The sequence below is a fragment of the Myxococcus hansupus genome (genome assembly GCF_000280925.3).
GTDB lineage: Bacteria > Myxococcota > Myxococcia > Myxococcales > Myxococcaceae > Myxococcus > Myxococcus hansupus.
On record NZ_CP012109.1, the window covers coordinates 3776802 to 3798233 of the forward strand.

General features: G+C 70.4%; 22 protein-coding genes. 12 read left to right on the forward strand and 10 right to left on the reverse strand.

Features of this window, described 5'->3' with window-relative positions; translation table 11 throughout:
* The first annotated feature begins 124 nt into the window (after positions 1-124).
* The 11 genes from A176_RS14620 to A176_RS14670 are packed head-to-tail and all read left to right on the forward strand — an operon-like array spanning position 125 to position 11580.
* Positions 125-772: a cytochrome c3 family protein gene (locus A176_RS14620; RefSeq protein WP_044889179.1), complete on the forward strand. Its 648-nt coding sequence runs from the start codon at positions 125-127 to the stop codon at positions 770-772.
* Positions 760-3711, forward strand: a complete 2952-nt coding sequence (locus A176_RS14625) for a 4Fe-4S dicluster domain-containing protein (RefSeq protein ID WP_044889180.1) — start codon at positions 760-762, stop codon at positions 3709-3711. The genes A176_RS14620 and A176_RS14625 overlap by 13 nt, the downstream gene beginning before the upstream one ends.
* On the forward strand, positions 3708-5132 hold the full coding sequence (gene nrfD / locus A176_RS14630) for an NrfD/PsrC family molybdoenzyme membrane anchor subunit (RefSeq protein WP_021780962.1): 1425 nt from the start codon (positions 3708-3710) through the stop codon (positions 5130-5132). Before A176_RS14625 ends, nrfD (A176_RS14630) begins: the two co-directional genes overlap by 4 nt.
* Positions 5129-5653 (forward strand): DUF3341 domain-containing protein, encoded by a 525-nt coding sequence (locus A176_RS14635; RefSeq protein WP_002639519.1) that lies wholly within the window; start codon positions 5129-5131, stop codon positions 5651-5653. Before nrfD (A176_RS14630) ends, A176_RS14635 begins: the two co-directional genes overlap by 4 nt.
* Positions 5650-6333, forward strand: coding sequence for a c-type cytochrome (locus A176_RS14640; protein WP_021780963.1), 684 nt, complete (start codon positions 5650-5652; stop codon positions 6331-6333). Before A176_RS14635 ends, A176_RS14640 begins: the two co-directional genes overlap by 4 nt.
* The gene (locus A176_RS14645; protein ID WP_002639521.1) at positions 6330-7535 is read left to right on the forward strand and encodes a hypothetical protein; all 1206 of its coding nucleotides are present in this window, start codon (positions 6330-6332) and stop codon (positions 7533-7535) included. The genes A176_RS14640 and A176_RS14645 overlap by 4 nt, the downstream gene beginning before the upstream one ends.
* Positions 7532-7894, forward strand: a complete 363-nt coding sequence (locus A176_RS14650) for a hypothetical protein (RefSeq protein ID WP_002639522.1) — start codon at positions 7532-7534, stop codon at positions 7892-7894. Before A176_RS14645 ends, A176_RS14650 begins: the two co-directional genes overlap by 4 nt.
* A complete protein-coding gene (coxB, locus tag A176_RS14655; RefSeq protein WP_002639523.1) occupies positions 7891-8931 on the forward strand; it encodes a cytochrome c oxidase subunit II in 1041 nt (346 codons plus the stop codon). Before A176_RS14650 ends, coxB begins: the two co-directional genes overlap by 4 nt.
* Positions 8912-10549: a cbb3-type cytochrome c oxidase subunit I gene (locus tag A176_RS14660; protein ID WP_002639524.1), complete on the forward strand. Its 1638-nt coding sequence runs from the start codon at positions 8912-8914 to the stop codon at positions 10547-10549. The genes coxB and A176_RS14660 overlap by 20 nt, the downstream gene beginning before the upstream one ends.
* Positions 10539-11189 (forward strand): cytochrome c oxidase subunit 3, encoded by a 651-nt coding sequence (locus tag A176_RS14665; RefSeq protein WP_002639525.1) that lies wholly within the window; start codon positions 10539-10541, stop codon positions 11187-11189. The genes A176_RS14660 and A176_RS14665 overlap by 11 nt, the downstream gene beginning before the upstream one ends.
* Positions 11190-11199: 10 nt before the next feature.
* Positions 11200-11580, forward strand: a complete 381-nt coding sequence (locus A176_RS14670; RefSeq protein WP_044889181.1) for a cytochrome C oxidase subunit IV family protein — start codon at positions 11200-11202, stop codon at positions 11578-11580.
* Between the two features lie 4 nt (positions 11581-11584).
* Here A176_RS14670 and A176_RS14675 read toward each other — a convergent pair whose 3' ends face one another.
* From A176_RS14675 to mbhE, 8 genes are all read right to left on the reverse strand, one after another.
* Positions 11585-12109: a hypothetical protein gene (locus A176_RS14675; protein ID WP_049872305.1), complete on the reverse strand. Its 525-nt coding sequence runs from the start codon at positions 12107-12109 to the stop codon at positions 11585-11587.
* A 226-nt stretch (positions 12110-12335) separates the two neighbouring features.
* On the reverse strand, positions 12336-12713 hold the full coding sequence (mnhG, locus tag A176_RS14680; RefSeq protein ID WP_002639528.1) for a monovalent cation/H(+) antiporter subunit G: 378 nt from the start codon (positions 12711-12713) through the stop codon (positions 12336-12338).
* Positions 12710-12991: an MrpF/PhaF family protein gene (locus A176_RS14685; RefSeq protein ID WP_002639529.1), complete on the reverse strand. Its 282-nt coding sequence runs from the start codon at positions 12989-12991 to the stop codon at positions 12710-12712. The genes mnhG and A176_RS14685 overlap by 4 nt, the downstream gene beginning before the upstream one ends.
* Positions 12988-13461 (reverse strand): Na+/H+ antiporter subunit E, encoded by a 474-nt coding sequence (locus A176_RS14690; RefSeq protein WP_002639530.1) that lies wholly within the window; start codon positions 13459-13461, stop codon positions 12988-12990. Before A176_RS14690 ends, A176_RS14685 begins: the two co-directional genes overlap by 4 nt.
* Positions 13458-14963: a proton-conducting transporter transmembrane domain-containing protein gene (locus A176_RS14695; protein WP_002639531.1), complete on the reverse strand. Its 1506-nt coding sequence runs from the start codon at positions 14961-14963 to the stop codon at positions 13458-13460. The genes A176_RS14690 and A176_RS14695 overlap by 4 nt, the downstream gene beginning before the upstream one ends.
* Complete coding sequence (locus A176_RS14700) at positions 14960-15319, reverse strand: NADH-quinone oxidoreductase subunit K (RefSeq protein WP_002639532.1); 360 nt, start codon at positions 15317-15319, stop codon at positions 14960-14962. Before A176_RS14700 ends, A176_RS14695 begins: the two co-directional genes overlap by 4 nt.
* Positions 15320-15322: 3 nt before the next feature.
* On the reverse strand, positions 15323-15766 hold the full coding sequence (locus A176_RS14705) for a Na(+)/H(+) antiporter subunit B (RefSeq protein ID WP_002639533.1): 444 nt from the start codon (positions 15764-15766) through the stop codon (positions 15323-15325).
* A complete protein-coding gene (gene mbhE / locus A176_RS14710) occupies positions 15763-18072 on the reverse strand; it encodes a hydrogen gas-evolving membrane-bound hydrogenase subunit E (protein WP_002639534.1) in 2310 nt (769 codons plus the stop codon). Before mbhE ends, A176_RS14705 begins: the two co-directional genes overlap by 4 nt.
* A gap of 328 nt (positions 18073-18400) precedes the next feature.
* Here mbhE and A176_RS14715 point away from each other — a divergent pair, with 328 nt between their 5' ends.
* Positions 18401-19438 carry a zinc-binding dehydrogenase gene (locus A176_RS14715; RefSeq protein ID WP_002639535.1) on the forward strand — a complete coding sequence of 346 codons (1038 nt, stop codon included), beginning with the start codon at positions 18401-18403 and terminating at the stop codon, positions 19436-19438.
* A gap of 57 nt (positions 19439-19495) precedes the next feature.
* Here A176_RS14715 and nrfD (A176_RS14720) read toward each other — a convergent pair whose 3' ends face one another.
* Together nrfD (A176_RS14720) and A176_RS14725 are read right to left on the reverse strand one after the other, a co-directional pair.
* Entirely contained in the window at positions 19496-20635 is a 1140-nt protein-coding gene (nrfD, locus tag A176_RS14720) for an NrfD/PsrC family molybdoenzyme membrane anchor subunit (RefSeq protein ID WP_002639536.1), read from the reverse strand.
* A complete protein-coding gene (locus A176_RS14725) occupies positions 20632-21429 on the reverse strand; it encodes a 4Fe-4S dicluster domain-containing protein (protein WP_002639537.1) in 798 nt (265 codons plus the stop codon). The genes nrfD (A176_RS14720) and A176_RS14725 overlap by 4 nt, the downstream gene beginning before the upstream one ends.
* Positions 21430-21432 lie beyond the last annotated feature (3 nt).

Here is a 21432-nt window from a genome sequence, read left to right on the forward strand (position 1 = left end):
CGCCTGTGGAGTCGCGGACGTGGGTGCCGCGGGGCTTGGAGTAACGGACGCTCCGCGAGCCGCGTGCTTCCCCCGGGAGATGTCCCTCCGCTAGGTGCGGGCCGCGAGCCTGCCTGGGCGGTGTATGGGCCTCTTTCCTCCAGCGACCGATGGAATCCTGCGCGCCGTGCTCGGCCTGATGGCCGTGCTGCCGGTGGCGCTGCCCGTCGCGCTGTTGCTGCTGGCACGGAACCCCCTGGGCACCGGCGCCTTCGAGCCCGTGCCGCAACCCGTCCCGTTCGACCATCGGCACCACGTCGCGGACGAAGGCATCGGCTGTCGCTACTGCCATGAAGGCGCCTGGAAAGGGCCGTTCGCCGGCATTCCGCCCACCAGCCGGTGCATGGGCTGCCATGCGCAAATCTGGAACGAGAGCGAGCCCCTGTCGCTGGTGCGCCAAAGCTACTTCGAGGACCGGCCCATTCCCTGGAACCGCGTCCACCGGCTGCCGAACTACGTGTTCTTCAACCACGCCATCCATGTGCACAAGGGCGTGGGGTGCGTGAGCTGTCACGGCCGCGTGGACCAGATGGCGCGGGTGGAGCAGGTGGCGCCGCTCACCATGGGCTGGTGCCTGGAGTGCCACCGCGACCCCGTGCCGCACCTGCGCCCGCCGGAGCGCGTGGCGGACATGACGTGGCGTCCTCCGGGGGCGGCCCGCGACACGGGGCTCCTGGTGATGCGGACCCTGGATGTCTCTCCCCGGACCGAGTGCTCGACATGCCACCGCTGACGGACCGATATCCGCTCCCCGTGCTCGGAGGCCCCGCGCCGTGGCGGAGCCTGGAGGGGAGGGCGATGGAGGAGGGGCCACCGGAGGAGTTCCCTCCCGAGGCGGACGCGCCGCCCAAGGGGCTGTCTCGGCGCGTGCTGCTGGAGTTGGCCGCGTTCGGCACCGCGGCGTCCGGGCTCGCGGGCTGCTTCCGCTCACCGCCGGAGAAGGTGCTGCCCTACTCGAGGCCGCCCCCTGAATTCACGCCGGGCGTTCCGCTCCATTTCGCCACGGGCTTCACGTGGGAAGGCCATGTGCGCGGCGTGCTGGCGCGCAGCCAGGAGGGGCGGCCCACCCTGGTGTCGGGCAACCCTTCCCATCCGGAGAGTCTGGGCGCCGCGGGTGCGCATGAGCAGGCCTCGCTGCTGGGGCTCTACGACCCGCACCGCGCGCGCGCCGTGCGTCACCGGGGCGCGCCCACGTCGCTGGCCCGCGTCTTCGAGATGCTTCGCCGTCGCGCGGCCCGGACGGACGCGGGCGCGGGACTGCGGTTGCTGGTGGAGCCCAGCGCGTCACCGCTGTGGGCGCGGACGTATGCGCGCATCCTCGAACGTTTCCCGAAGGCCCGGGTGGTGCCCTTCACGTCGACGGACACGGGGCATGCGGACGCGGGCGCCCGGCTGGCCCTGGGGCGTGAACTGCGCGCGGTGCCGGACTGGGGCGCCGCGCGGGCCGTCGTGTCGTTGGACGATGACTTCCTGTCCACGTCGACGGGCGGGCTCCGGGCGTCACGCGAGTTCATCGCCGCGCGCATGCCGCCCGACCTCAACCGGCTCTGGGTGGTGGAGAGCCGGCTGAGCCTCACGGGGGCGTTCGCGGACGAGCGGCTCCGGGCACGGCCGTCCCGGGTGCCGCTTGTCGCACGCGGGCTCGCGGCGGAGCTCGGGCGGCTGCTGAACCGAGGGGACCTCGCGGCGCTCGCGGAGGGCTCCGCGGCCTTGGACGCCACGGAGCAGCGCTGGGTGGCGGGCGCCGCGCGGGATTTGATGGAGCAGGGGGCCCGCTCATGGGTTTCGGTGGGGGAAGCGCAGCCCCCCGCCGTGCACGCCCTGGCGCACCTGCTCAACGCGACGTTGGGCGACGGGACGGTGCGGTGCGTGGAGCAGGTCCTCGCGCCAGCGCCGGACTGGGGGGCCTTGTCCGAGCTGGTGACGGACATCCGGGCGGGTGGGGTGGACACGCTGCTCATCACCGCCTGGAACCCCGTGTTCCGCGCGCCCACGGACGTGCCGTTGGGGGACGCGCTGCAGCAGATCGAGGACGCGGTGTATTGCGCGCTTCACGACGATGAGACCGCCGCGAGGGTGTCCTGGTCCGTCCCCACGACGCACCCCTACGAGGCCTGGGAGGATGGACGTGCGGTGGACGGCACCGCCACGGTCCTGCAACCGCTCATCGCGCCCCTGCTGGAGAGCGCCGTCCCGCCGCTGGAGCTGGTGGCGGCCTTCACCGGCGCGTTGTCCACCACGCCCTACGAGCGCCTGCGGGCCCTGTGGCGTGAGCAGGCGCGGCCCCCGGAGCGATTCGAAGATGCGTGGGAGCGCTGGCTCGCGGAGGGCGTCATCGCGGATACGCGGCTGCCCGAGCAGCGAGGCGCAGTGGATGCCCCCGCGGTGCTCGCGGCGGTGCGGCGATTGCCTCCGCCTGGAGACGGGCTGGAGCTGCACTTCGTCCCGGACACCAAGGTCCACGACGGCCGCTTTGGGGCGAACCCCTGGCTCCAGGAGCTGCCGGACCCGGTGACGCAGCTCACCTGGGACAACGCGGTGGGGGTGAGCCCGGTGACCGCGGCCCGGCTGTCGCTGACCCGGGGCTCGCGGGTCCGGCTGGAGCTGCGGGGGCGCTCCGTGGAAGCGCCGGTGCTGGTGGCGCCCGGGCAGGCGGATGACACGCTCACGGTGCCGCTGGGATACGGCCAGCGCCTGGGCAGTCCCGTGGCCCGAGGCGTGGGCTTCGACGCGCAGGTGCTGCGCTTCCAGGATGCGCCGTGGTTCGCGCCGGGGGTGCGGCTCTCGCGCCTGGAGGGGCACCACGACTTCGCGCTGACGCAGGAACACTGGCGGATGGAGGGCCGGCCGGTGGCGCTCCAGACGACGGCCTCCCGCTTCGCCGCGCGGGAAGACACCGGGCTCGAAGCGCTCCAGGCGCCCCAAGCGCATCTCTATCCCCCCACGCCCGTCCCGACCGAGGCCCACCATCGTTGGGGCATGGCCATCGACCTGCACCGCTGCACGGGTTGCAGTGCGTGTGTCGTCGCGTGCCAGGCGGAGAACAACATCCCCGCGGTGGGGAAGGACCAGGTGCGACGCGGCCGGGAGATGCACTGGCTTCGCATCGACCGCTACTTCCAGGGCGACGCGAGCGACCCTTCCGTCATCACCCAGCCGCTGATGTGCGTGCACTGCGAGTACGCGCCTTGCGAGTACGTGTGCCCCGTGGCCGCGACCGTCCACTCGGACGAGGGCCTCAACCAGATGGTCTACAACCGCTGCGTCGGCACGCGGTACTGCTCCAACAACTGTCCCTACAAGGTCCGCCGCTTCAACTACCTGGAATACAACCGGGGCGGCCCGCTGGACCGGATGTACCGCAACCCGCAGGTGACGGTGCGCTCGCGCGGGGTGATGGAGAAGTGCACGTACTGCGTGCAGCGCATCGAGGGGGCCCGCATCACCGCGCGGGTGGAGGGCCGCCACATCCGCCAGGGTGAGGTGCGCACCGCCTGTCAGCAGGCGTGTCCCACGGGCGCCATCGTCTTCGGTGACCTCGACCGGCCGGAGGACCCCGTCAGCCAACTGCATCGGGATCCTCGCCACTACGCGCTGTTGAACCACCTGGGGACGCAGCCGCGCACCGTGCACCTCATCCGCCTGAAGAATCCGTGGGAGGTCGCCGGATGAGCGAGCCCTTGCCACTGGCCCCCGTGCCCGAGGACCCGCTGGTCGTCCACCCGCTGCTCGAGGAGCGGCGCACGGATGCCCGGCTGGGTGAAGCGTTGCTGCGCCCCGTGCTCACGACGCCGGGGCCGGGGTGGTGGGCGCTGGTGGGGCTGTGCGCGGCGCTCACGGTGCTGTTGATCGTGGCCATCACCGTCACGCTGGTGACGGGCGTGGGCACCTGGGGCAACAACATCCCCGTCGCGTGGGCGTTCGGCATCATCAACTTCGTCTGGTGGATTGGTATCGGCCACGCCGGCACGCTCATCTCCGCCATCCTGCTGCTGTTCGGGATGAAGTGGCGCAGCTCCGTCAACCGCATGGCGGAGGCGATGACCCTGTTCGCCCTGACGTGCGCGGCGCTGTTCCCGCTGCTGCACCTGGGGCGCCCCTGGAAGTTCTACTACCTGTTCCCGTACCCCAGCTCGCTGCGGATGTGGCCGCAGTTCCGCTCACCGCTCACGTGGGACGTGGTGGCCGTCACCACCTACCTCACCGTGTCGGTGTTGTTCTGGTACCTGGGGATGCTCCCGGACCTGGCCACCGCGCGCGACACCGCGCGGCAGTCCTGGCGTCGCCGCGTCTGGGGGCTGCTGTCCCTGGGATGGCGGGGGAGTGCCCGGCACTGGCGGCACTGGCGCACGGGCTACCTGCTGCTCGCGGGACTGGCCACGCCGCTGGTCGTGTCGGTGCACACCATCGTCTCGTTCGACTTCGCGGTGTCGCAGCTCCCCGGTTGGCACAGCACCGTCTTCCCGCCGTACTTCGTGGCGGGCGCCATTTTCTCCGGGCTGGCCATGGTGCTCTCGCTGTTGGTTCCCGCCCGGCGCGCGCTCCAACTGCACGCGGTGGTGACGGACGCGCACCTGGATGCCCTGGCGCGCCTGCTGCTCGTGTCCGGCCTGTTCGTCGCCTACGGCTATGTCCAGGAGCACTTCTTCGGCTGGTACAGCGGAGACCCCTACGAGATGCACGCGATGTCCATCCTGCGCACCGGTCCCTATGCACCGGCGTTCTGGCTCGTCTTCACCTGCAACGTCCTGGTGCCGCAGCTCTTCTGGTCCGCGCGGCTGCGCACCATGCCCGTCGTGCTGTGGTGCGCGGCGCTGCTCGTCAACGTGGGCATGTGGATGGAGCGCTTCATCATCATCGTGTCGCCGCTCAGCGAGGACTTCCTCCCCTCGAGCTGGCGGCACTACGCGCCCACCTGGGTGGACCTGAGCCTGCTGTCCGGGACGCTGGGGCTCTTCGGGCTCGGCTTCCTGCTGTTCCTCCGGTTCCTGCCGCCCGTGCCCATCAGCGAGGTGAAGGCGCTCCAACATGAGCTGGCGGCCTCCGAGGCCTTCGCCCGCGCCGTCTCCGCGCGGGAAGGCGGTGGGCGATGAGCCGGTGGGTCCTGGGCGAGTTCGGCGCTCCCGACCGGTTGGTCGCGGCGGCGCGTGCGCTGCGCACCCGGGGTTTCCGCCGCATGGACGCGCACAGCCCGTTTCCCGTGGAGGAGGTGGACGCGGTGTTGGACCTGCCTCCGTCGAGACTGCCGCTGATCGCGCTCATCGCCGGCGTGGGCGGCGCGGTGGGCGCGTATGTCGTGCAGTGGTTCACCCAGGCCGTGGACTGGCCGCTGAACGTGGGCGGGCGGCCCCTGCACAGCGGTCCGGCGTTCATCCCCATCACCTTCGAGTCCGGCGTCCTGGCCGCCGCGAGCGCCATCTTCATGGGCGTCATCGGCGCGTGTGGCCTGCCCCGGGTGACGCACCCCTTCCTGCGTCTGGAGGCTTTCCGCAGCGCCAGCATCGACGGGTTCTGGATCGCGATCGAAGTGGAAGAGGCGCGTCGGGACGAAGTGGAAGGCGCGCTGCGCGAGCTGGGCGCGAACGTGGTGCTCGCGGTGGAGGAGGTGCCATGAGGCGAGGAGGGCACGGCGCCGCGGGAGCGCTCCTGGTGGTCTCCGGCTGCGTCGACCTGGACCCCATGCGGGTGCAGGCGCGAGACGGGGCGTTCGTCGCCAATCCCTACTTCGCGGACGCGCGCTCCATGCGTCCTCGGGTGCCTGGGACGGTGGTCCGGGAGTGGTACTTCCAGGAGGCGGCCTTCGCGCCCCGGGGCTCGCCGGACGGTGGCTGGGTGGACGTGGACCGGCTGCCGGTGCCGTTCACGCGCGACGTCCTGCTGGAAGGGCGCGCCCACTTCGAGACCTGGTGCGCGCCGTGCCACGGGCTGCTGGGAGACGGGCAGAGCATCGTCGGGCAGAACATGCGGGAGCGTCCGCCGCCGACGCTCTATGGCGAGGCGCACATGCATCCGATGCACGCCGAGGGCGGGGCACCTCCGGACGCGGGGGCGGCCGTGCTCCCGGTGTCGCCCGGCTGGGACGCGCTGCCGCATCCGCCTGGGTTCTATTACTCGGTCATCACCGGGGGCTACGGGTTGATGCCGTCCTACGCGGACGCGCTCACGCCCGAAGCCCGCTGGAAGGTCGTGGCCTGGCTGCGAGTCCTGGCGTACAGCCAGCGCGCTCCACTGTCCGCCGCGCCCGATGACGTGCGCGCGGCGCTCCAGCAGACAGCACCGGGAGGCACGCCATGACGGCCACGGTGTTGACGCGCTTCACGCGGGGACGTCGCGGCGTCGTGGGCGCGGCCGGGGTGGGCGCGGGTGGGCTCGTCGCCACGTTGTTGGGCGGATTCCTGTCGCCTCGCGAGGCGGCCCACGGCTACCTGTTCGCGTTCGCCTGGTGGTGGTCGCTCTGCCTGGGCGCGCTCCTCATCCTGGCGACCTTCCACGCGTCCCGAGCCCGCTGGCCCACGGTGCTGCGCCGGCCACTGGAGGTCATGGCCGCGTGCTGTCCGGTGTTCGCGCTGCTCTTCATCCCCGTGGTCGTGGCGATGCCGCACCTGTTCCCCTGGGTGGCCATTCCGCAGGGGCTGGACGCGCACGCCCTCCACCTGCTGGAACACAAGAGCACCTACCTGAACGTGCCCTTCTTCGTGGTGCGAGCCATCTTCTACTTCGCCGTCTGGGGCGCGGTGGGGGGGCTGCTTTATCGCTGGTCCGTGCGCCAGGACGCGGAGCCGGCCATCACCGAGCAGGCCGTGCGCATCACGGCGCGCCAGCGCCGTCTGTCCGCCGGCGCGTTGCCCCTGCTGGTGCTGTGCCTGTCCTTCGCCAGCCTGGACTGGCTGATGTCACTGGAGCCGTGGTGGCAGTCCACCGTCTATGCCCTGTACGTGGGCTGCGGCGCGGTGGTGGGCGCGCTGGCCACCGTGGCGATTGCGGCGGCGGCGGCGCGGGGCGGCGGCGAGTTCGGCGCGCTGATGGGCCCGCCGCACTTCCTCCGGTTGGGAACGCTGTTGCTCGCCTTCGTCTGCCTGTGGGCCTACTGCGGCTTCTCGCAGTTCCTGCTCGCGTGGATTGCCTCCTTGCCAGAGGAGGTGACGTGGTACCGCGCCCGGCTCGATGGCGGCTGGCGGGCGGTGGCCGTGTTGATCGCGGTGGGGCACTTCGGCGTCCCGTTCTTCCTGTTGCTGCTCCGCCGCGTGAAGCAGCGCCCGGTCGCGCTCGCCACGGTCAGCGCATGGCTGCTGCTCATGCACGCGGTGGACGTGTACTGGCTGATCTTCCCCGCGCTCCATCCCCGCGAAGGCTCCTTCCACTGGACGAGCGTCACGGCCCTGGCGGGCGTCGGTGGGGTGACCGTGGCTGCGTGGTTGTGGCTGGTGCGCGGTGGCTTCACCGTCCCGGTGCGTGACCCGTTCCTGCCGCACTCCCTGCGGGTGCCAGGCGCATGAGCCCGGGATTCACACCGCCTCCGCCGGAGCAGCGGAGCCTTCCGGGCCGGCGCATCGTCGCGGTGGGCGGCGCGTGGCTGATGCTCGTGGGGGCGGCGCTGCTGGTGGTTCGTTGGAGCGAACGCCGGTTCGAGTCCTCGGAGCGGGCGGCGTTTCCTCCGGGCCTGGGGCGCGCCGAAGTGGCGGACGTGAATCAGAAACCCTTCGCGTTGGACGACAGCGCGCCCAGGCTGCGCGAGGCCCAGCAAGCGCGGCTGCGCGGCTATGGCTGGGTGGACCGGGACGCGGGTGTCATCCATGTCCCCGTCGAGCGCGCCATGGAGCAGGTCCTCGCGGATGAAGGAGGGCGGCGGCCATGAGCGACCTGCTGCGGCGCATCCTCTTCCTTCCCGAAGCGGCGTCGTCCCTGGCGCCGCGCGTGGACCGGCTGCACTTCTTCATCATCATCACCACGTTCATCGTCGGGGCGGGCATCGGACTGACCGGACTCACCTTCCTGGTGCGTTACCGGCGTGGGCGCGTCGATGGGCCCGCGCCCGCGATGTCGGCCCCGCGGTGGATGGAGGCGGCGTTCGCCGGAGTCCCGCTGTCCTTCTTCCTGCTCTGGGGCGCGCTGGGCTTCGAGGACTACGTGTGGGCCCGCACGCCCCCTCGCGAGGCGATGGACGTCTACGTCACTGGCAAGCAGTGGATGTGGAAGTTCGCCTATCCGGACGGGCCCGGCATGGTGGGCGTGCTGCATGTCCCCACCGGGACGCCGGTGCGCCTGCTGCTCACGTCGCGAGACGTCATCCACTCCTTCTACGTGCCCGCCTTCCGCGTGAAGATGGACGCACTTCCCGGCCGCTACACGGAGGTGTGGTTCGAGGCCGTGCGGCCCGGGCGCTACCGGGTGCTGTGCGCGGAGTACTGCGGCCTGGACCACTCGCGCATGCGCGCCGAGGTGGTGGTGCTGGAGCCCGAGGCCTTCGAGACCTGGCGCGCCCGGCAGCTCTCGGAGCCCACGTGGGTGACCTCCGAGGGCGCGGCGGAGGAGGAGGTGTTGGGACCGCTCGCGCGCGAGGGGCGTGTCGTGGCCGCGCGGCAAGGGTGCCTCCAATGCCACACGCTCGACGGCACGCCGCACATCGGCCCCACGTGGCTGGGGCTCTATGGGCGCGAGGAGCCGCTGGCCTCCGGCGGCAGCGTGCGCGCGGACGTGGCGTACCTCACCGAGTCCATGATGGACCCGTTGGCGAAGGTGGTCGCCGGCTACGCGCCGGTGATGCCGTCCTACCATGGCCGGCTGAGCGCAGCGGACGTGGGCGCGCTCATCGAGTTCATCAAGTCCCTCCATCCGGAACGTCCGGAGCCCCCGCCGGTCCAGGAGCCTGACTATGGCCCCCTCCCACGATGAGGGCGCCCCGCTGGGGCCCAGCTACCTGGACGCGGAGCGTGGACTCTGGTCCTGGCTCACCACGCACGACCACAAGCGCATCGGGGTGATGTTCCTGGCCGTGCTGCTGCTGATGTTCCTGCTCGGCGGCGTGTTCGCCCTGGCCCTCCGAGTGGAGCTGCTCACGCCCGGCGAGACGGTGATGGGACGGCTGGCCTACAACCGCGCCTTCACCGTGCACGGCGTCGTCATGGTGTGGCTGTTCCTCATCCCGTCCATCCCCGCGTCCTTCGGCAACTTCCTGTTGCCGTTGATGCTGGGGGCCCGGGACGTGGCCTTCCCCCGGCTCAACCTGGCCAGCTTCTACCTCTACGTGTTGGGCGCGGTGATGACGCTGTGGGGCATCTTCCAGGGGGGCGTGGACACGGGGTGGACGTTCTACACGCCCTACAGCACGGCCACGGGCCGGGATTTGCTGCCCGTGCTCGTGGGCGTCTTCGTGGTGGGCTTCTCCACCATCCTCACGGGCATCAACTTCATCACCACCGTGCACACGATGCGGGCCCCTGGCATCACCTGGATGAAGGTGCCGCTCTTCGTGTGGGCGCTGTACGGCACGTCCATCATCCAGGTGCTGGCCACGCCCGTGCTGGGCATGGTGCTGGTGTTGGTGGCGTTGGAGCGCGTGGCGGGCGCGGGCTTGTTCGACCCGGCCAGGGGCGGCGACCCGCTGCTCTACCAGCACCTCTTCTGGTTCTACAGCCACCCGGCCGTCTACATCATGGTCCTCCCGGGCATGGGCGTCATCAGCGAGACGGTGTGCGCCTTCAGCCGCAAGCGTCCCTTCAGCTACCGGGTGATTGTCTGGAGCACGGTGGGCATCGCGTTCGTGGGGTTCCTCACCTGGGGACACCACATGTTCGTCTCCGGCCAGTCCACCTTCGGCGCGGGCGCGTTCAGCCTGCTGTCCATGCTGGTGGCCATCTTCACCGCGATGAAGATCTTCACCTGGCTGGGGACGCTGTACCGGGGCAGCTTGTGGGTGTCGACGCCGTTCGCCTACGTGCTCGGCTTCATCTTCCTGCTCTTCTTCGGAGGCATGAGCGGCGTCGCCGTGGCCGTCACCTCCGCGGACCTGCACTGGCACGACACCTACTTCGTGGTGGCGCACTTCCACTTCATCATGGTGGGCGCGTCATTGATGGCCTTCCTCGCGGCGCTGCACTACTGGTTCCCGAAGATGTGGGGGCGCCGCTACCCGGAGGGCATGGGCATTGGCACCGCGGTGCTCATCATCTTCGGATTCATCGCCACGTTCCTGCCTCAGTTCCTCCTAGGCAACCAAGGCATGCCGCGCAGGTACGCGGACTATCCCGAATCGTTCCAGCCGCTCCACGTGGCATCCACGGCGGGAGCGTCCTTGCTGGGCTTCGGGTTCGTCATCGTCGCCATCTATCTGGGGTGGTCCCTGCGGTACGGCAGCGTGGCGGGGCGCAACCCGTGGGGGAGCGAGGGGTACGAATGGCTGAGTGATTCGCCGCCCCCGGAGTTCAACTTCCATGCGCCGCCGATCTTCCCCCGGCCCCCGCATGAATACGGTCCGCCGCGCGCGGACGGGGAGGTGGACCATGCCGCATGAAGGAGGCGCGCGGCCGGTGGCGCCCGGCGCCAGCCACTTCGGGGACGAGTCCTCCCGGCAGGATGCCGCGCACCTGGGCATGTGGATCTTCATCGCCACCGAGGTGCTGCTGTTCGCGGTGCTCTTCACGGCCTATGCGTTCTACCGGCTGACGTATCCGGAGGTGTTCCAGCAGGGCCCGGCGCACATGGACGTGTTCCTGGGCACGCTGAACACCTTCGTCCTGGTGTCGAGCAGCATCCTGGTCGCGCTGGCCGTGGACGCCGTTCGCGGCGGAAAGGAGTTCGTCAGCGCGGCGCTGCTCGCGCTGACGGTGGTGATGGGCATCGCCTTCCTGTCCATCAAGGCGGCGGAGTACGCGAAGCACGTTCGCGACGGCGCGCTTCCGGGCGCCTGGTACGCGTATGAGGCCTTCGCCGCGCCCGGCGCGAACCTCTACTTCACGCTGTATTGGGTGATGACCGGCGTCCACGCCGTGCATGTGCTGGTGGGGGTGGGCGTGCTCGTCACATTGATGCTGCGGACGCTGTCGGGAGAGCTCGGGGCCCGGTTCCATACGCCCCTGGAGCTGGGCGGCATGTACTGGCACCTGGTGGACGTCGTCTGGCTGTTCCTCTGGCCCCTGCTGTACCTGGCGTGAGGGCTTGAGCATGCGCGACGGAGGCCGTCACGGTGTGGGCCAGGTGTTGGGGGTGGGCGTGGCCTTGCTGGGGCTCGCCGCGCTGTCCTTCCTGCTGTCCCGGGCGCACCTGGGCGCGTGGGCCGTGCCGGTGGCCCTGAGCATCGCGCTGGGGAAGGCGGCGCTGATTGCCTGCTTCTACATGCACCTGACGGAGCGGCCCGGCGGCCCCCGGCTCGTCGTGGGCACCGCGGGGGTGTTCGTCGTCATCTTGATAGGGCTGGTGCTGGCGGAGGCCGCGGCGCGAGTCTGGCCAACGTTGCCACCGGGGCCGTTCCCCGTGTCCCGGCTGCCGGGGCAGGAGCGGGAGGGGCCTCCTCGCGTGGCTCCGCCTTGGCAACGGCTGCCCTGAGGGTTCAGCGTGGCGCCCTCGCGGACGCGGCGGCGCGATGACGGAGCCGCGTCAGTCTCAGCAAGGCCCTCCGGGCGGCGGGCAGCGCACCCAGGCAGGCGCCAAAGGACAGGTGCAGCAGGAACAGCGCCGCCGGGGAGGGCTCCGCGCGCGCCAGGGGCGGTGATGCCCAGGGGACCACGAGCGAGGGCATGACGGCCTGGAGCGCCAGCGCGAACAGGAAGCCCAGCATCAGGGGCGCCAGCGCCGTACCGCCGCGAGGCACCATCGAGGCGAAGGCGGTGGCGAGTCCCCCCGCCGTCGCGAAGTGGACCGCGAAGCCCAGCAGCACGGCGACATCGCCGGTGGGCGCGTGACGGAAGAAGACGCCCCCCACCAGCCGGGGCGCGTACCACGGGTCTCCATGCGCCACGGTTCCGAGCAACATGGCCAGCACGGCCATCACGCCCGCGCCCAACGTGCCCGCGAGTCCCCCCGCGAGGAGCACGTCCCGTTCCAGGCTGCCATCGGTCGTGACGTCGTCGGACAAGCCTCGGGGGGATGCTCCATGTCGTCCACCTTCCGCGTGTCGGCCGACCGCATGGCGGTGCGCCTTCACCGTGGTGGCGTGCCTGACGGAAGGCCACCCGGACACGCGGCGGCGAAGGCGCGGTGGCGGTTGTTCGACACCCCGGGGGTGGAGGTGTTCTCGAACCGCCGCGAGGAACGCTCTTCCGTACGAGGGCGGCTGTCCGCGCGGTGCCTCGGCGGAGCCCTTACTCCCAGTCTTCGCCATCCGGCCCGAGGCTCGGCTCGTACGGGCCTCCGGCGGGGTGGTGTTCCTCCAGGTCGTTCTGGTGCGTCTTCTCCCAGAGCGGGATGCCCGCGCGGAACGCCGCCTGGGCGATGAGCAGCGTGGCCACCGGGGTCATCACGAAGACGAAGGCGACGCCCAGCGCGGCGCGCGCCACCACGCTGACGTCGCCCAGGCCCAGCGCCGCCGCGCCCATGAGGAGTCCCACGCCCAGCGACGACGCCTTCGCCGCCGCTTGCAGGCGCAGGAACAGGTCGGGCATCCGGAACAAGCCCAGCCCCGCGAGGAGCATCAGCAGCGCGCCGGTGACGAGCAGTATCGCGGTGAGAATCTCCTTCATCGCTGCCCCCTTCGTGCGCTGTACAGATACCGAGCGATGACGATGGTGCCCATCGAGCCGATGACGGCCAGCACCAGCGCCACGTCCACCAGCTCGGGCTGGCCCACCCACAGGGCGTAGACGGTGATGACCGCCGCCGTCTGGAGCGAGAACAAATCCAGGGCCACCACCCGGTCCGTCAACGAGGGGCCGCGGACCAGCCGGTGCAACGAGAACAGCATCGCGATGGAGATCGCGCCCAGGGCCCCCTGGGTGATGACTTGAAGCCAGGTGCTCATCGCAGGGCCCTCAGCAGGGGAATCTCGACACGCTCGCGCAGCTCCCGGCAGAAGGCCTCGCGGGTGGTGGCGAACATCACGTGGACGTAGATGGATTTGCGGTCCTCCGACACCTCCAGCCCCAGCGTGCCCGGCGCGAAGGTGACGATGAGCGTCAGCAGGGTGATCTCCGCGTCCGTCTCCGCCTCCATGTCGTAGCGATAGATGGCGGGGCGGGTGCGGAGCTTCGGCGTGGCGATTTCGAACGACACCCGCGCGTTGGCGACCAGCACGTCCCAGCCCACCCGGGCCACCAGCCGCACCACGTTCCAGGTCCGAGTCGCGTAGCGGGACGGCAGGTGCTCGGTATCGACCAGGGCCAGCACCAGGAAACCAATCACGAAGCCGGTGATGAGGTTCTCCGCTGTGACGGCGCCCAGCATCGCCGCCCAGAGGAGCGCCAGCATCAGGTTCCAGAGAAAGGCCGTCATGGGCGTCCTCCCATCACCGCCTGTACGTACTCGCCGGGGTCGAGGAGCTGGCCCGCCGCGGCGTCCGCCAGCTCCATCAGCGGCTCGGCGCCCACCCCCAGGACGACCATGAACGTCGTCATGGCCATGCACGGTCCCAGCACGCCGTCACCCAGGCTCAACGGACGGCTGGGCTCCTGCGGCTGGTTCTCCGGCGGCGCCTTCCAGAAGGCCTCGCGCCAGATCTTCATCATCGAGAACAGGGTCAGCAGGCCCACGACGACCGCCGTGCCGGCGATGGCCCAGTTCTCCGCTCGCAGCGCGGCCTGGATGACGGCCAGCTTGGCGAAGAACCCGGAGAAGGGCGGCACGCCCGCGAGCGACAAGGCGGGGACGAAGAAGAGCGCCGCCAGCAGGGGCTGTGTCCGGTACAGGTTGCCCATCTGGTGCAGGTCGTAGGTGCGCGTGACGCGCGCGGTGGCCCCGCTCACCAGGAAGAGCGCCGACTTCGCGAAGATGTAATGGAGGAGGAAGGCGATGAGCGCCGTCAGCGCGCCGCGCGTGAGCAGCCCCAGCGCCGCGATGAGGTAGCCAATCTGGCTGATGATGTGGAACGACAGCAGCCGTCGCATGTCGTACTGCGCCACGGCGCCCAGCACGCCCGTCACCATGGTGAGCCCGCCGATGACCAGCAGCAGGGTGCTGGTGAGCTGCGTGTCCCGGGTGAAGACCAGGGTGAAGATGCGCGCCAGGGCGTAGACGCCCACCTTGGTCAGCAGCGCGGAGAAGAGCGTCGTCACCGCCGCGGGGGGCGTGTGGTACGAGGCCGGCAGCCAGAAGAAGAGCGGAAAGGCCCCGGCCTTCAGCGCGAAGGCCACCAGGAAGAACATGGACACGGCGGTCAGCAGCCTGGGCTGGTCCGAATCCGGAATCACCACGGACAGGTCCGCCAGGTTCAGCGTCCCCGCGACGCCGTAGAGCAGGCCCACCGCGCACAGCAGCACCACCGAGCCCATCAGGCTCAGGGACATGTACTTGATGGACGCCTCGAGCTGCTCCTGACGCGCCTCCAGCGCGAGCAGCACGAACGAGGCGCCGAGCATGACCTCGATCCACACGAAGAGGTTGAAGAGGTCCCCGGTGAGGAACGCGCCACACACACCGCCCACCAGCACCAGGACCAGCGGATAGTAGGCCCCGGCCTCCCGGGAGGCGGGCAGCGTGGCCGCCGAATAGGAGACCACCGTCAGGCCCATCACGCCGGAGACCAGCACCAACAGCGCGCTGAGCAGGTCGGCCACCAGGGTGATGCCGAAGGGCGCCGCCCAGCCGCCCATCTGCGCCGCCTGCACACCGTCTCGGCGGACGGTGACCAGCAGCATCGCCCCCACGACGGTGACGGCCATCATGGTCATCAGCGCCAGCCACCGCCGGGGCCACGCGCGTGACGGGATGAGCTGCCCCGCCGCGGCGGCGCCCAGGCACAGGATGATGGGCAGGCTGAGCAGCGTGGCCGAGGTCATTGTTCAGAGTCCTTCAGCTCGGTGCGCAGCGCGCGCGTGTCGTCGGTCCCGGTCTCCTGGGCCGCCCGGTGCACCAGCACGAGGAGCAGGGCGAGCAGACCGAAGTTGATGACGATGGCGGTGAGGATGAACGCCTGCGGGACGGGGTCCGCGAAGGGCGCGGAGAGCGCCTGCTCCCCCTCGGGCACCAGGGGCGCGAAGCCTCGCTGAAGCCCGTTGACGGTGAACAGCAGCAGGTTGGTGGCGCTGCCCAGCAGCACGAGCCCCAGCGCCAGCCGCACCACGCTGTGGAGCATCAGGCAGTAGAGCCCCGCCGCGAAGAGCACGCCCACGGTGATCGAGAGGAACATCTCCATGCGCTAGGCCCTCGAGTCCGGAGCGGTCGTGTCCTCACCCCGGCCCATGCCCAGGATGAACGCCATCGCCGTGCCCAACACCGCCAGGTACACGCCCACGTCGAAGAGCTGCGGCGTGCCCAGCTTCAAGCTGTCCGACCAGGGCAGGGGAAGCTGGCCCCAGAGGCCCGACAGGAACTCGCGGCCCCCCAGCATCGCGGGGATGCCACTGGCCAGCGCCACCAGGAGCCCCGCCGCCGCGAGCCGCGTGGGATGCACTCGCAACTGCTTGCGCGCGGCGGGACGGCCGAACGCCACCATCTGCAAGGCGAACGCGGTGGCCGCCATGAGGCCTCCGACGAAGCCCCCGCCGGGGATGTCGTGGCCGCGCACGGCCAGCACCAGGGAGACGAGCAGCAGCACCGGCGCCATCATCCGCGCCACGGTGTGCATCACCACGGGACTCATACCTGCCTCTTCTTTCGCTGCGAGCGCGTGCGGAACAGGAGATAGACACCCAGTCCGGACGTCGCCAGCACGGCGGTCTCTCCCAGGGTGTCGAGCGCCCGGAAGTCCACCAGGATGACGTTGACGATGTTCAGCCCCTTGCCGCCGGGCACGCTCTGCGACGCATAGAAGTCCGCCAGCTTCCGGTGCGTCGGCACCGACGCCACGTGCAGGAGCGTCCAGGTGATGAGCCCGCCCACCGTCAGGGGCAGGACCGCCGTCCACCAGCGGAAGCGATGCTCATGGGGCTGCACCGGGAAGCGCGAGAACACCAACGCGAACAGGATGACGGTGAGCGTCTGCACCACCACCTGCGTCATCGCCAGGTCCGGCGCGGCGAAGAACACGTACAGCAGCGCCTCCGCCAGGCCCAACGCTCCCAGCGCGAGGATGGACGTGAGCGCCGACTTCGACACCACCGCCAGCACCGCCGCCACGAGGATGCCCACCAGCACCACCACCTCGTGCGGCAGGATGGCGCGCGAGACGCCCTGGGGCCACGTCCCCAACCGCAGCACCACCGCCAGCCCCAGCAGCCCGCCGAAGGTGGCCATGGTGACGACGATGTACTGGTGCAGCGAGCCGTTCTGGATCAGCCGCGTCACGTTGGAGGACAGCTTGATGAGCGCGCTCAGCGTCTCCTGGTAGAACTGCTCCGGCCCGTGCCGGCTCAGGTTCAGCGACTGCAAGCCGCGAAGCAGGGGCTTCTGCAGCGCGAAGAGCCCGCCGCCCAGCGCGAGGCTCGCCGCGCTCAGCCCCAGCGCCGGTGTCACGCCGTGCCACAGCGTCAGCTCGAGGTCCGCGGCCTGGCTCCCGCCGATGTCCACGGCGGCCGTGGCCAACAGCGGCTGGAGGACCCACGGCACCAGGCCCAGCACGAGCCCGAGGCCGGCGAGCACCGCGGGCCCCAGCCACATCGACGGCGGCGCTTCGTGGACCTCGGCTTCGGGCTTGTCCGCGCGGAAGGTCCGGCCCGTGAAGGGTTGCACGCCGACCCGCATCGCCGCGGCCACCATGCCGCCGAAGCCCACCATGGCCGCGAGCGCCAGCGGCCATCCGCCAGGGCCCTTCAAGCAGGCTTCATAGATGAGTTCCTTGCCCACGAAGCCGAAGAGCGGCGGCACGCCCATCATCGACAGCGCGGCGGCGGCACCGGCGGCGGCCGTCAACGGCAGGTGCTTGCGCAGCCCGCTCAGGTGCGTCAGGTCGCGCGTTCCCGTCTCGTGGTCGACGGAGCCCGCGACCAGGAAGAGGGTGCCTTTGTAGAGCGCATGGGCGGTGAGGAACGCGACCATGGCCTGGATGGCCTCCGCCGTGCCCTGGCCCAGCAGCATCACCAGCGCGCCCAGGACGCTCACCGTCGCGTAGGCGAGCACCAGCTTGAGGTCGGTGTGGCCCAGCGCCAGGAGCGCGCCCAGCACCATGGTCACCGTGCCCACCACGGTCAGGACGGTTTCCCAGGGCGGCGTGCCGCCCAGCACCGGTGCCATGCGGGCCAGCAGGAACACGCCGGCCTTCACCATCGTCGCGGAGTGGAGGTACGCGCTCACCGGTGTCGGCGCCGTCATCGCACCCGGCAGCCAGGTGTGGAACGGCATCTGCGCGGACTTGGTGAAGGCCCCACCCAGCACCAACAGCAGGATGGCCAGGTAGCGCGGGCTGGCGCGCACCGTCTCCGAGGAGGCGATGGTCTGGGAAATCGACAGCGTCCCCGCCACGTCCCCCATCAACAGCAGGCCCACCAGCAGGGACTGTCCCCCCAGCGCGGTTATCAGCAGGGCGCGCTGTGCGGATTCGCGGGCCGCGTCCTCCTTGTGCTCGAACCCGATGAGGATGAACGAGCTGAACGTCGTCACCTCCCAGCAGATGAAGAGCAGGATCGAGTTGTCCGACAGGACGATGCCCAGCATCCCGCCCATGAACAGGAGCAGCCAGCCGTAGAAGCGGCCCAGCACCTCGTGATGCACCAGATAACGGCCCGCGTAGATGACCACGAGCGTGCCCAGGCCGGTGATGAGCAACGCCATCAACAGGGCCAGGCCGTCCAGCCGAAGCGCGAAGTCGATGCCCAGGTAGGGGATCCACTTCACGCTGACCGCGCGCACCTCTCCACTGACCACCGCTGGGACCTGCGCGCTGAACCACACAGCCAGCCCCGCGGGAAACAGGGCAAGCACCCAGCCGGCCCCTGCACGGCCCAGCCGCGTGAGCAGCACGGCCAACGCGGCGGCGATGAAGGGAACGGAGAAGACAATGCTCAGAGCCATGGGCGGCGCCAGCAGGCCATTGCGGGACGCGGGCTCCTAGGCTTCTTCCTTGCACGCTCGGCGTTGGGGCCAATGGTGGACATTCCCCGTGATTCCCAGGGCGGGAACTGTCCAACAGTGCCCGGGGGCCGCCCCGGCCGCTGGACGGGCGGATGATGGGTCGACTCGAACGTGCCGCTGCCGCCGCCGCACATCACCTGCGACGAGGCGCCGGATTCCATTGTTCAGAATGGCTTAACGACCTTTCGACCCCGGGGCGCCTAGTCCACCGAGGAGCCGGCGCGTATCTCTGGTCGAGACGACTCAATTCTGGACCAGGAATCGACGAATGCGAGCGACAGTGATGTACGGCGCTGGCGACGTGCGCGTGGAGCACGTCCCCGACGCGAAGTTGCAGCTTCCCACGGACGCCGTCGTGCGCGTACTTCGGGCATGCATCTGCGGAAGTGACCTCCACCCGTACCACCAGATGGCACCCTCGCGGGAGGGGACGCCCATGGGGCATGAGTTCCTCGGCGTGGTCGAGGAGCTGGGGGCCTCGGTGTCGGGCCTTCGGAAGGGGGATGTCGTCATCGCGCCGTTCGCCTACTCGGACAACACCTGCGAGTTCTGCCGCGAGGGGCTGCACACGTCATGTCGGAATGGCGGCTTCTGGGCCTCGGGCGGGGTTGGCGGAGCGCAGGCCGAGGCGGTGCGCGTGCCACAGGCGCAAGGCACGCTCGTCAAGGTGGCCGTGGGGGAGGACTCGGCGCTGCTGCCGTCGCTCCTGACGCTGTCCGATGTCTACGGCACCGGTTACCACGCCGCGTTCAAGGCCGGCGTGACTCCGCGAACGACGGTCACCGTGATTGGTGATGGCGCGGTGGGCCTCATGGCCGTGTTGTCGGCGCGGCAGTTCGGCGCGGAGCGAATCATCCTGATGGGGCGCCATCAGCGGCGCACGGACCTGGGGCGTGAGTACGGGGCCACCGACGTGGTCGCCGAGCGCGGACCGGAAGGCATCGCCCGGGTGCTGGACCTGACTCGCGGCGATGGGACCCACGTGGTCATCGAAGCCGTCGGCTACCCGGACGCCTATGACATGGCCGTGGGCGTCGTCCGGCCGGGGGGCGTCATCAGCCGCGTTGGGGTGCCTCAGTACGACAATGCCCCCGTGGGGTTCGGCAGCTTGTTCGGCCCCAACATCACACTCACGGGAGGCCCGGCGCCCGCCCGCGCGTACATCGAGCGGCTGCTCCCCGGCGTGCTGGAGGGGAAGGTCCATCCCGGCAAGGTCTTCGACCGGACGGTCAGCCTCGACGAGGTTCCCGCCGGGTATCGGGCCATGGACAAGCGCGAGGCGCTCAAGGTGCTCGTCCGTCCTTGAGCGACGCCTGCCGCCTCACTGCTTTGCCCGAGGTGGCGCCAACCGCGCGCTTCAGGCTCATCGCACCACGGGCAGCGGGAACTTCAACGGCTTGCCGTCCGACGCCGCCGTGTGGCCGGTGACCTCCGCCGCGCCGAGGCCCTGGCGCTGGGCCTGGAAGGTCGCCTGCGGATTGCGGGAGGAGACCTTGCCCGCATGGAAGATGGCGAAGCGTGCCGCCACCGCGCCCACCGTCGTCAGGACGTTCGCCGCCGTGGCCATCCCGCGGGTGCGCCGGGGCAACACATCCAGCAGCAGCCCCGCGCCCGCGCAGAGCTTCGACGCCTTCCACAGCGCGGCTGGGAGTCCTTCCCGCAGCGGTCTGATGACCTCGGGGACGCGCGCGGCATCACGTTCCACCGCCACCCGCGTCGCCAGCTCCGCCACCTTGCCCGCGACCCGGAAGGCGCGGAGCACCGGCGCTTCGTGGCGTGCGTGCGGTAGCAGCGACATCAGCGCGCCAGAGGCCGCCGTCGCCGAAGCCATGAAGAAGAGGGGCAGCGAGCGGTGCATGGACTGCCACAGCGGCACGGCTGTATTCGTGAGCAGCACCGCCGTGTAGCCGGACAGCGGCAGCCCCAGCAGCGCGGCGCTCGCGCCAGCGGCACGGCCCAGCGTCCCTGTCAGACCCCGGCGGTGGCCCAGCACCAGCGCCAGGGTGTTGAAGGCCCCCGATGCGGCCAATACCCAAGAGCCGATGCTCATCGGCGACGTGGGCCGGAAGACGCGCAGCATGTTGAGGAAGCGCTCCGGCCGACCCAGGTCATGGATGAGCAGCCCCGCGCTCACCAGGTCGCCCGCCGTGCCCAACCACACGCAGCGGCGCCCGAGCCCTCGCAGCCGGCGTCCTCCCACCAGGTCCGCCGCGAGGCCCAGCACGCTCGTGGCACCCGCGACGCCGCCCACGTAGAGGTACATGGGCACCGACGCAATCCACACAGGCTCCTTGAGGACGGGGAGCCCGTAGTAGCTCGGGGCCTCGGAAGAAGCGTCCCCGTCACTGGAAGGGCGGAGGCCCGGCGCGCGCTCCAGCGTCTTCACCCGTTGCTGGGCACCCTCGCCGCTGAGCACTCCCATGGCGGGGTCCACGTTGCGTCCGTCGCGCTTGCGCTGGAGCGTGTCCAGCAGCGTCTCCGTGGGCTCTCCAGGCCGAGTCATCCGCGCCGCTCCTTGCCGAGCCACACCGCGCCCAGCGCCGCCGCCGCCATGCCCAGCGCGCCCACGGCCACGGCGGTCCAGGACTCGCGGGCCTTCATCGTGGGCACCACGGGGTCGGGCGGTAGGTTGTAGACCTCGGGCCGGTCCACCAGCAGGAAGAAGGCGTTGAGTCCTCCCGTGCCGGGCTGGTTCACCGCGTCCTTGCCGTACAGGTACGCGTCCGTCAGGCCACGCGCGTGCAGGCTCTCCACGCGAGCCTCCGCGCGCGCGTGCAGGACCTCCAGGTCCCCGAACACGATGGACTCGGTGGGACACGCCTTCGCGCAAGCGGGCGTCATGCCTTCGCCGAGCCGGTCGTAACAGAGCGTGCATTTCCAGGCCCGGCCGTCGTCCTCCCGGCGCGACACGACGCCGAAAGGGCAGGCCGCCACGCAGTATCCGCAGCCGTTGCACACGTCGGGTTGCACGTAGACGGTGTCGAACTCGGTGCGGATGATGGCGCCCGTGGGGCAGGCCTCCAGGCAGCCCGCGCGCTGGCAGTGCTTGCACACGTCCGACATCATCAGCCACGAGAAGTCCGCGATGGCCGTGGACACGCCGGGCATCGGCACCGGCCGCTCGACGAAGGCCACGTGCCGCCAGGTGGACGCGCCCAGCGCGCCCGTCTGGTCGTAGGACATGCCCGTGAAGTGGAAGCCGTCGTCGGGCAGTTGGTTCCACTGTTTGCACGCGACCTCGCAGGCCTTGCAGCCGATGCAGACGGTCGTGTCGGTGAAGAAGCCCTTCTGTCCCATGGC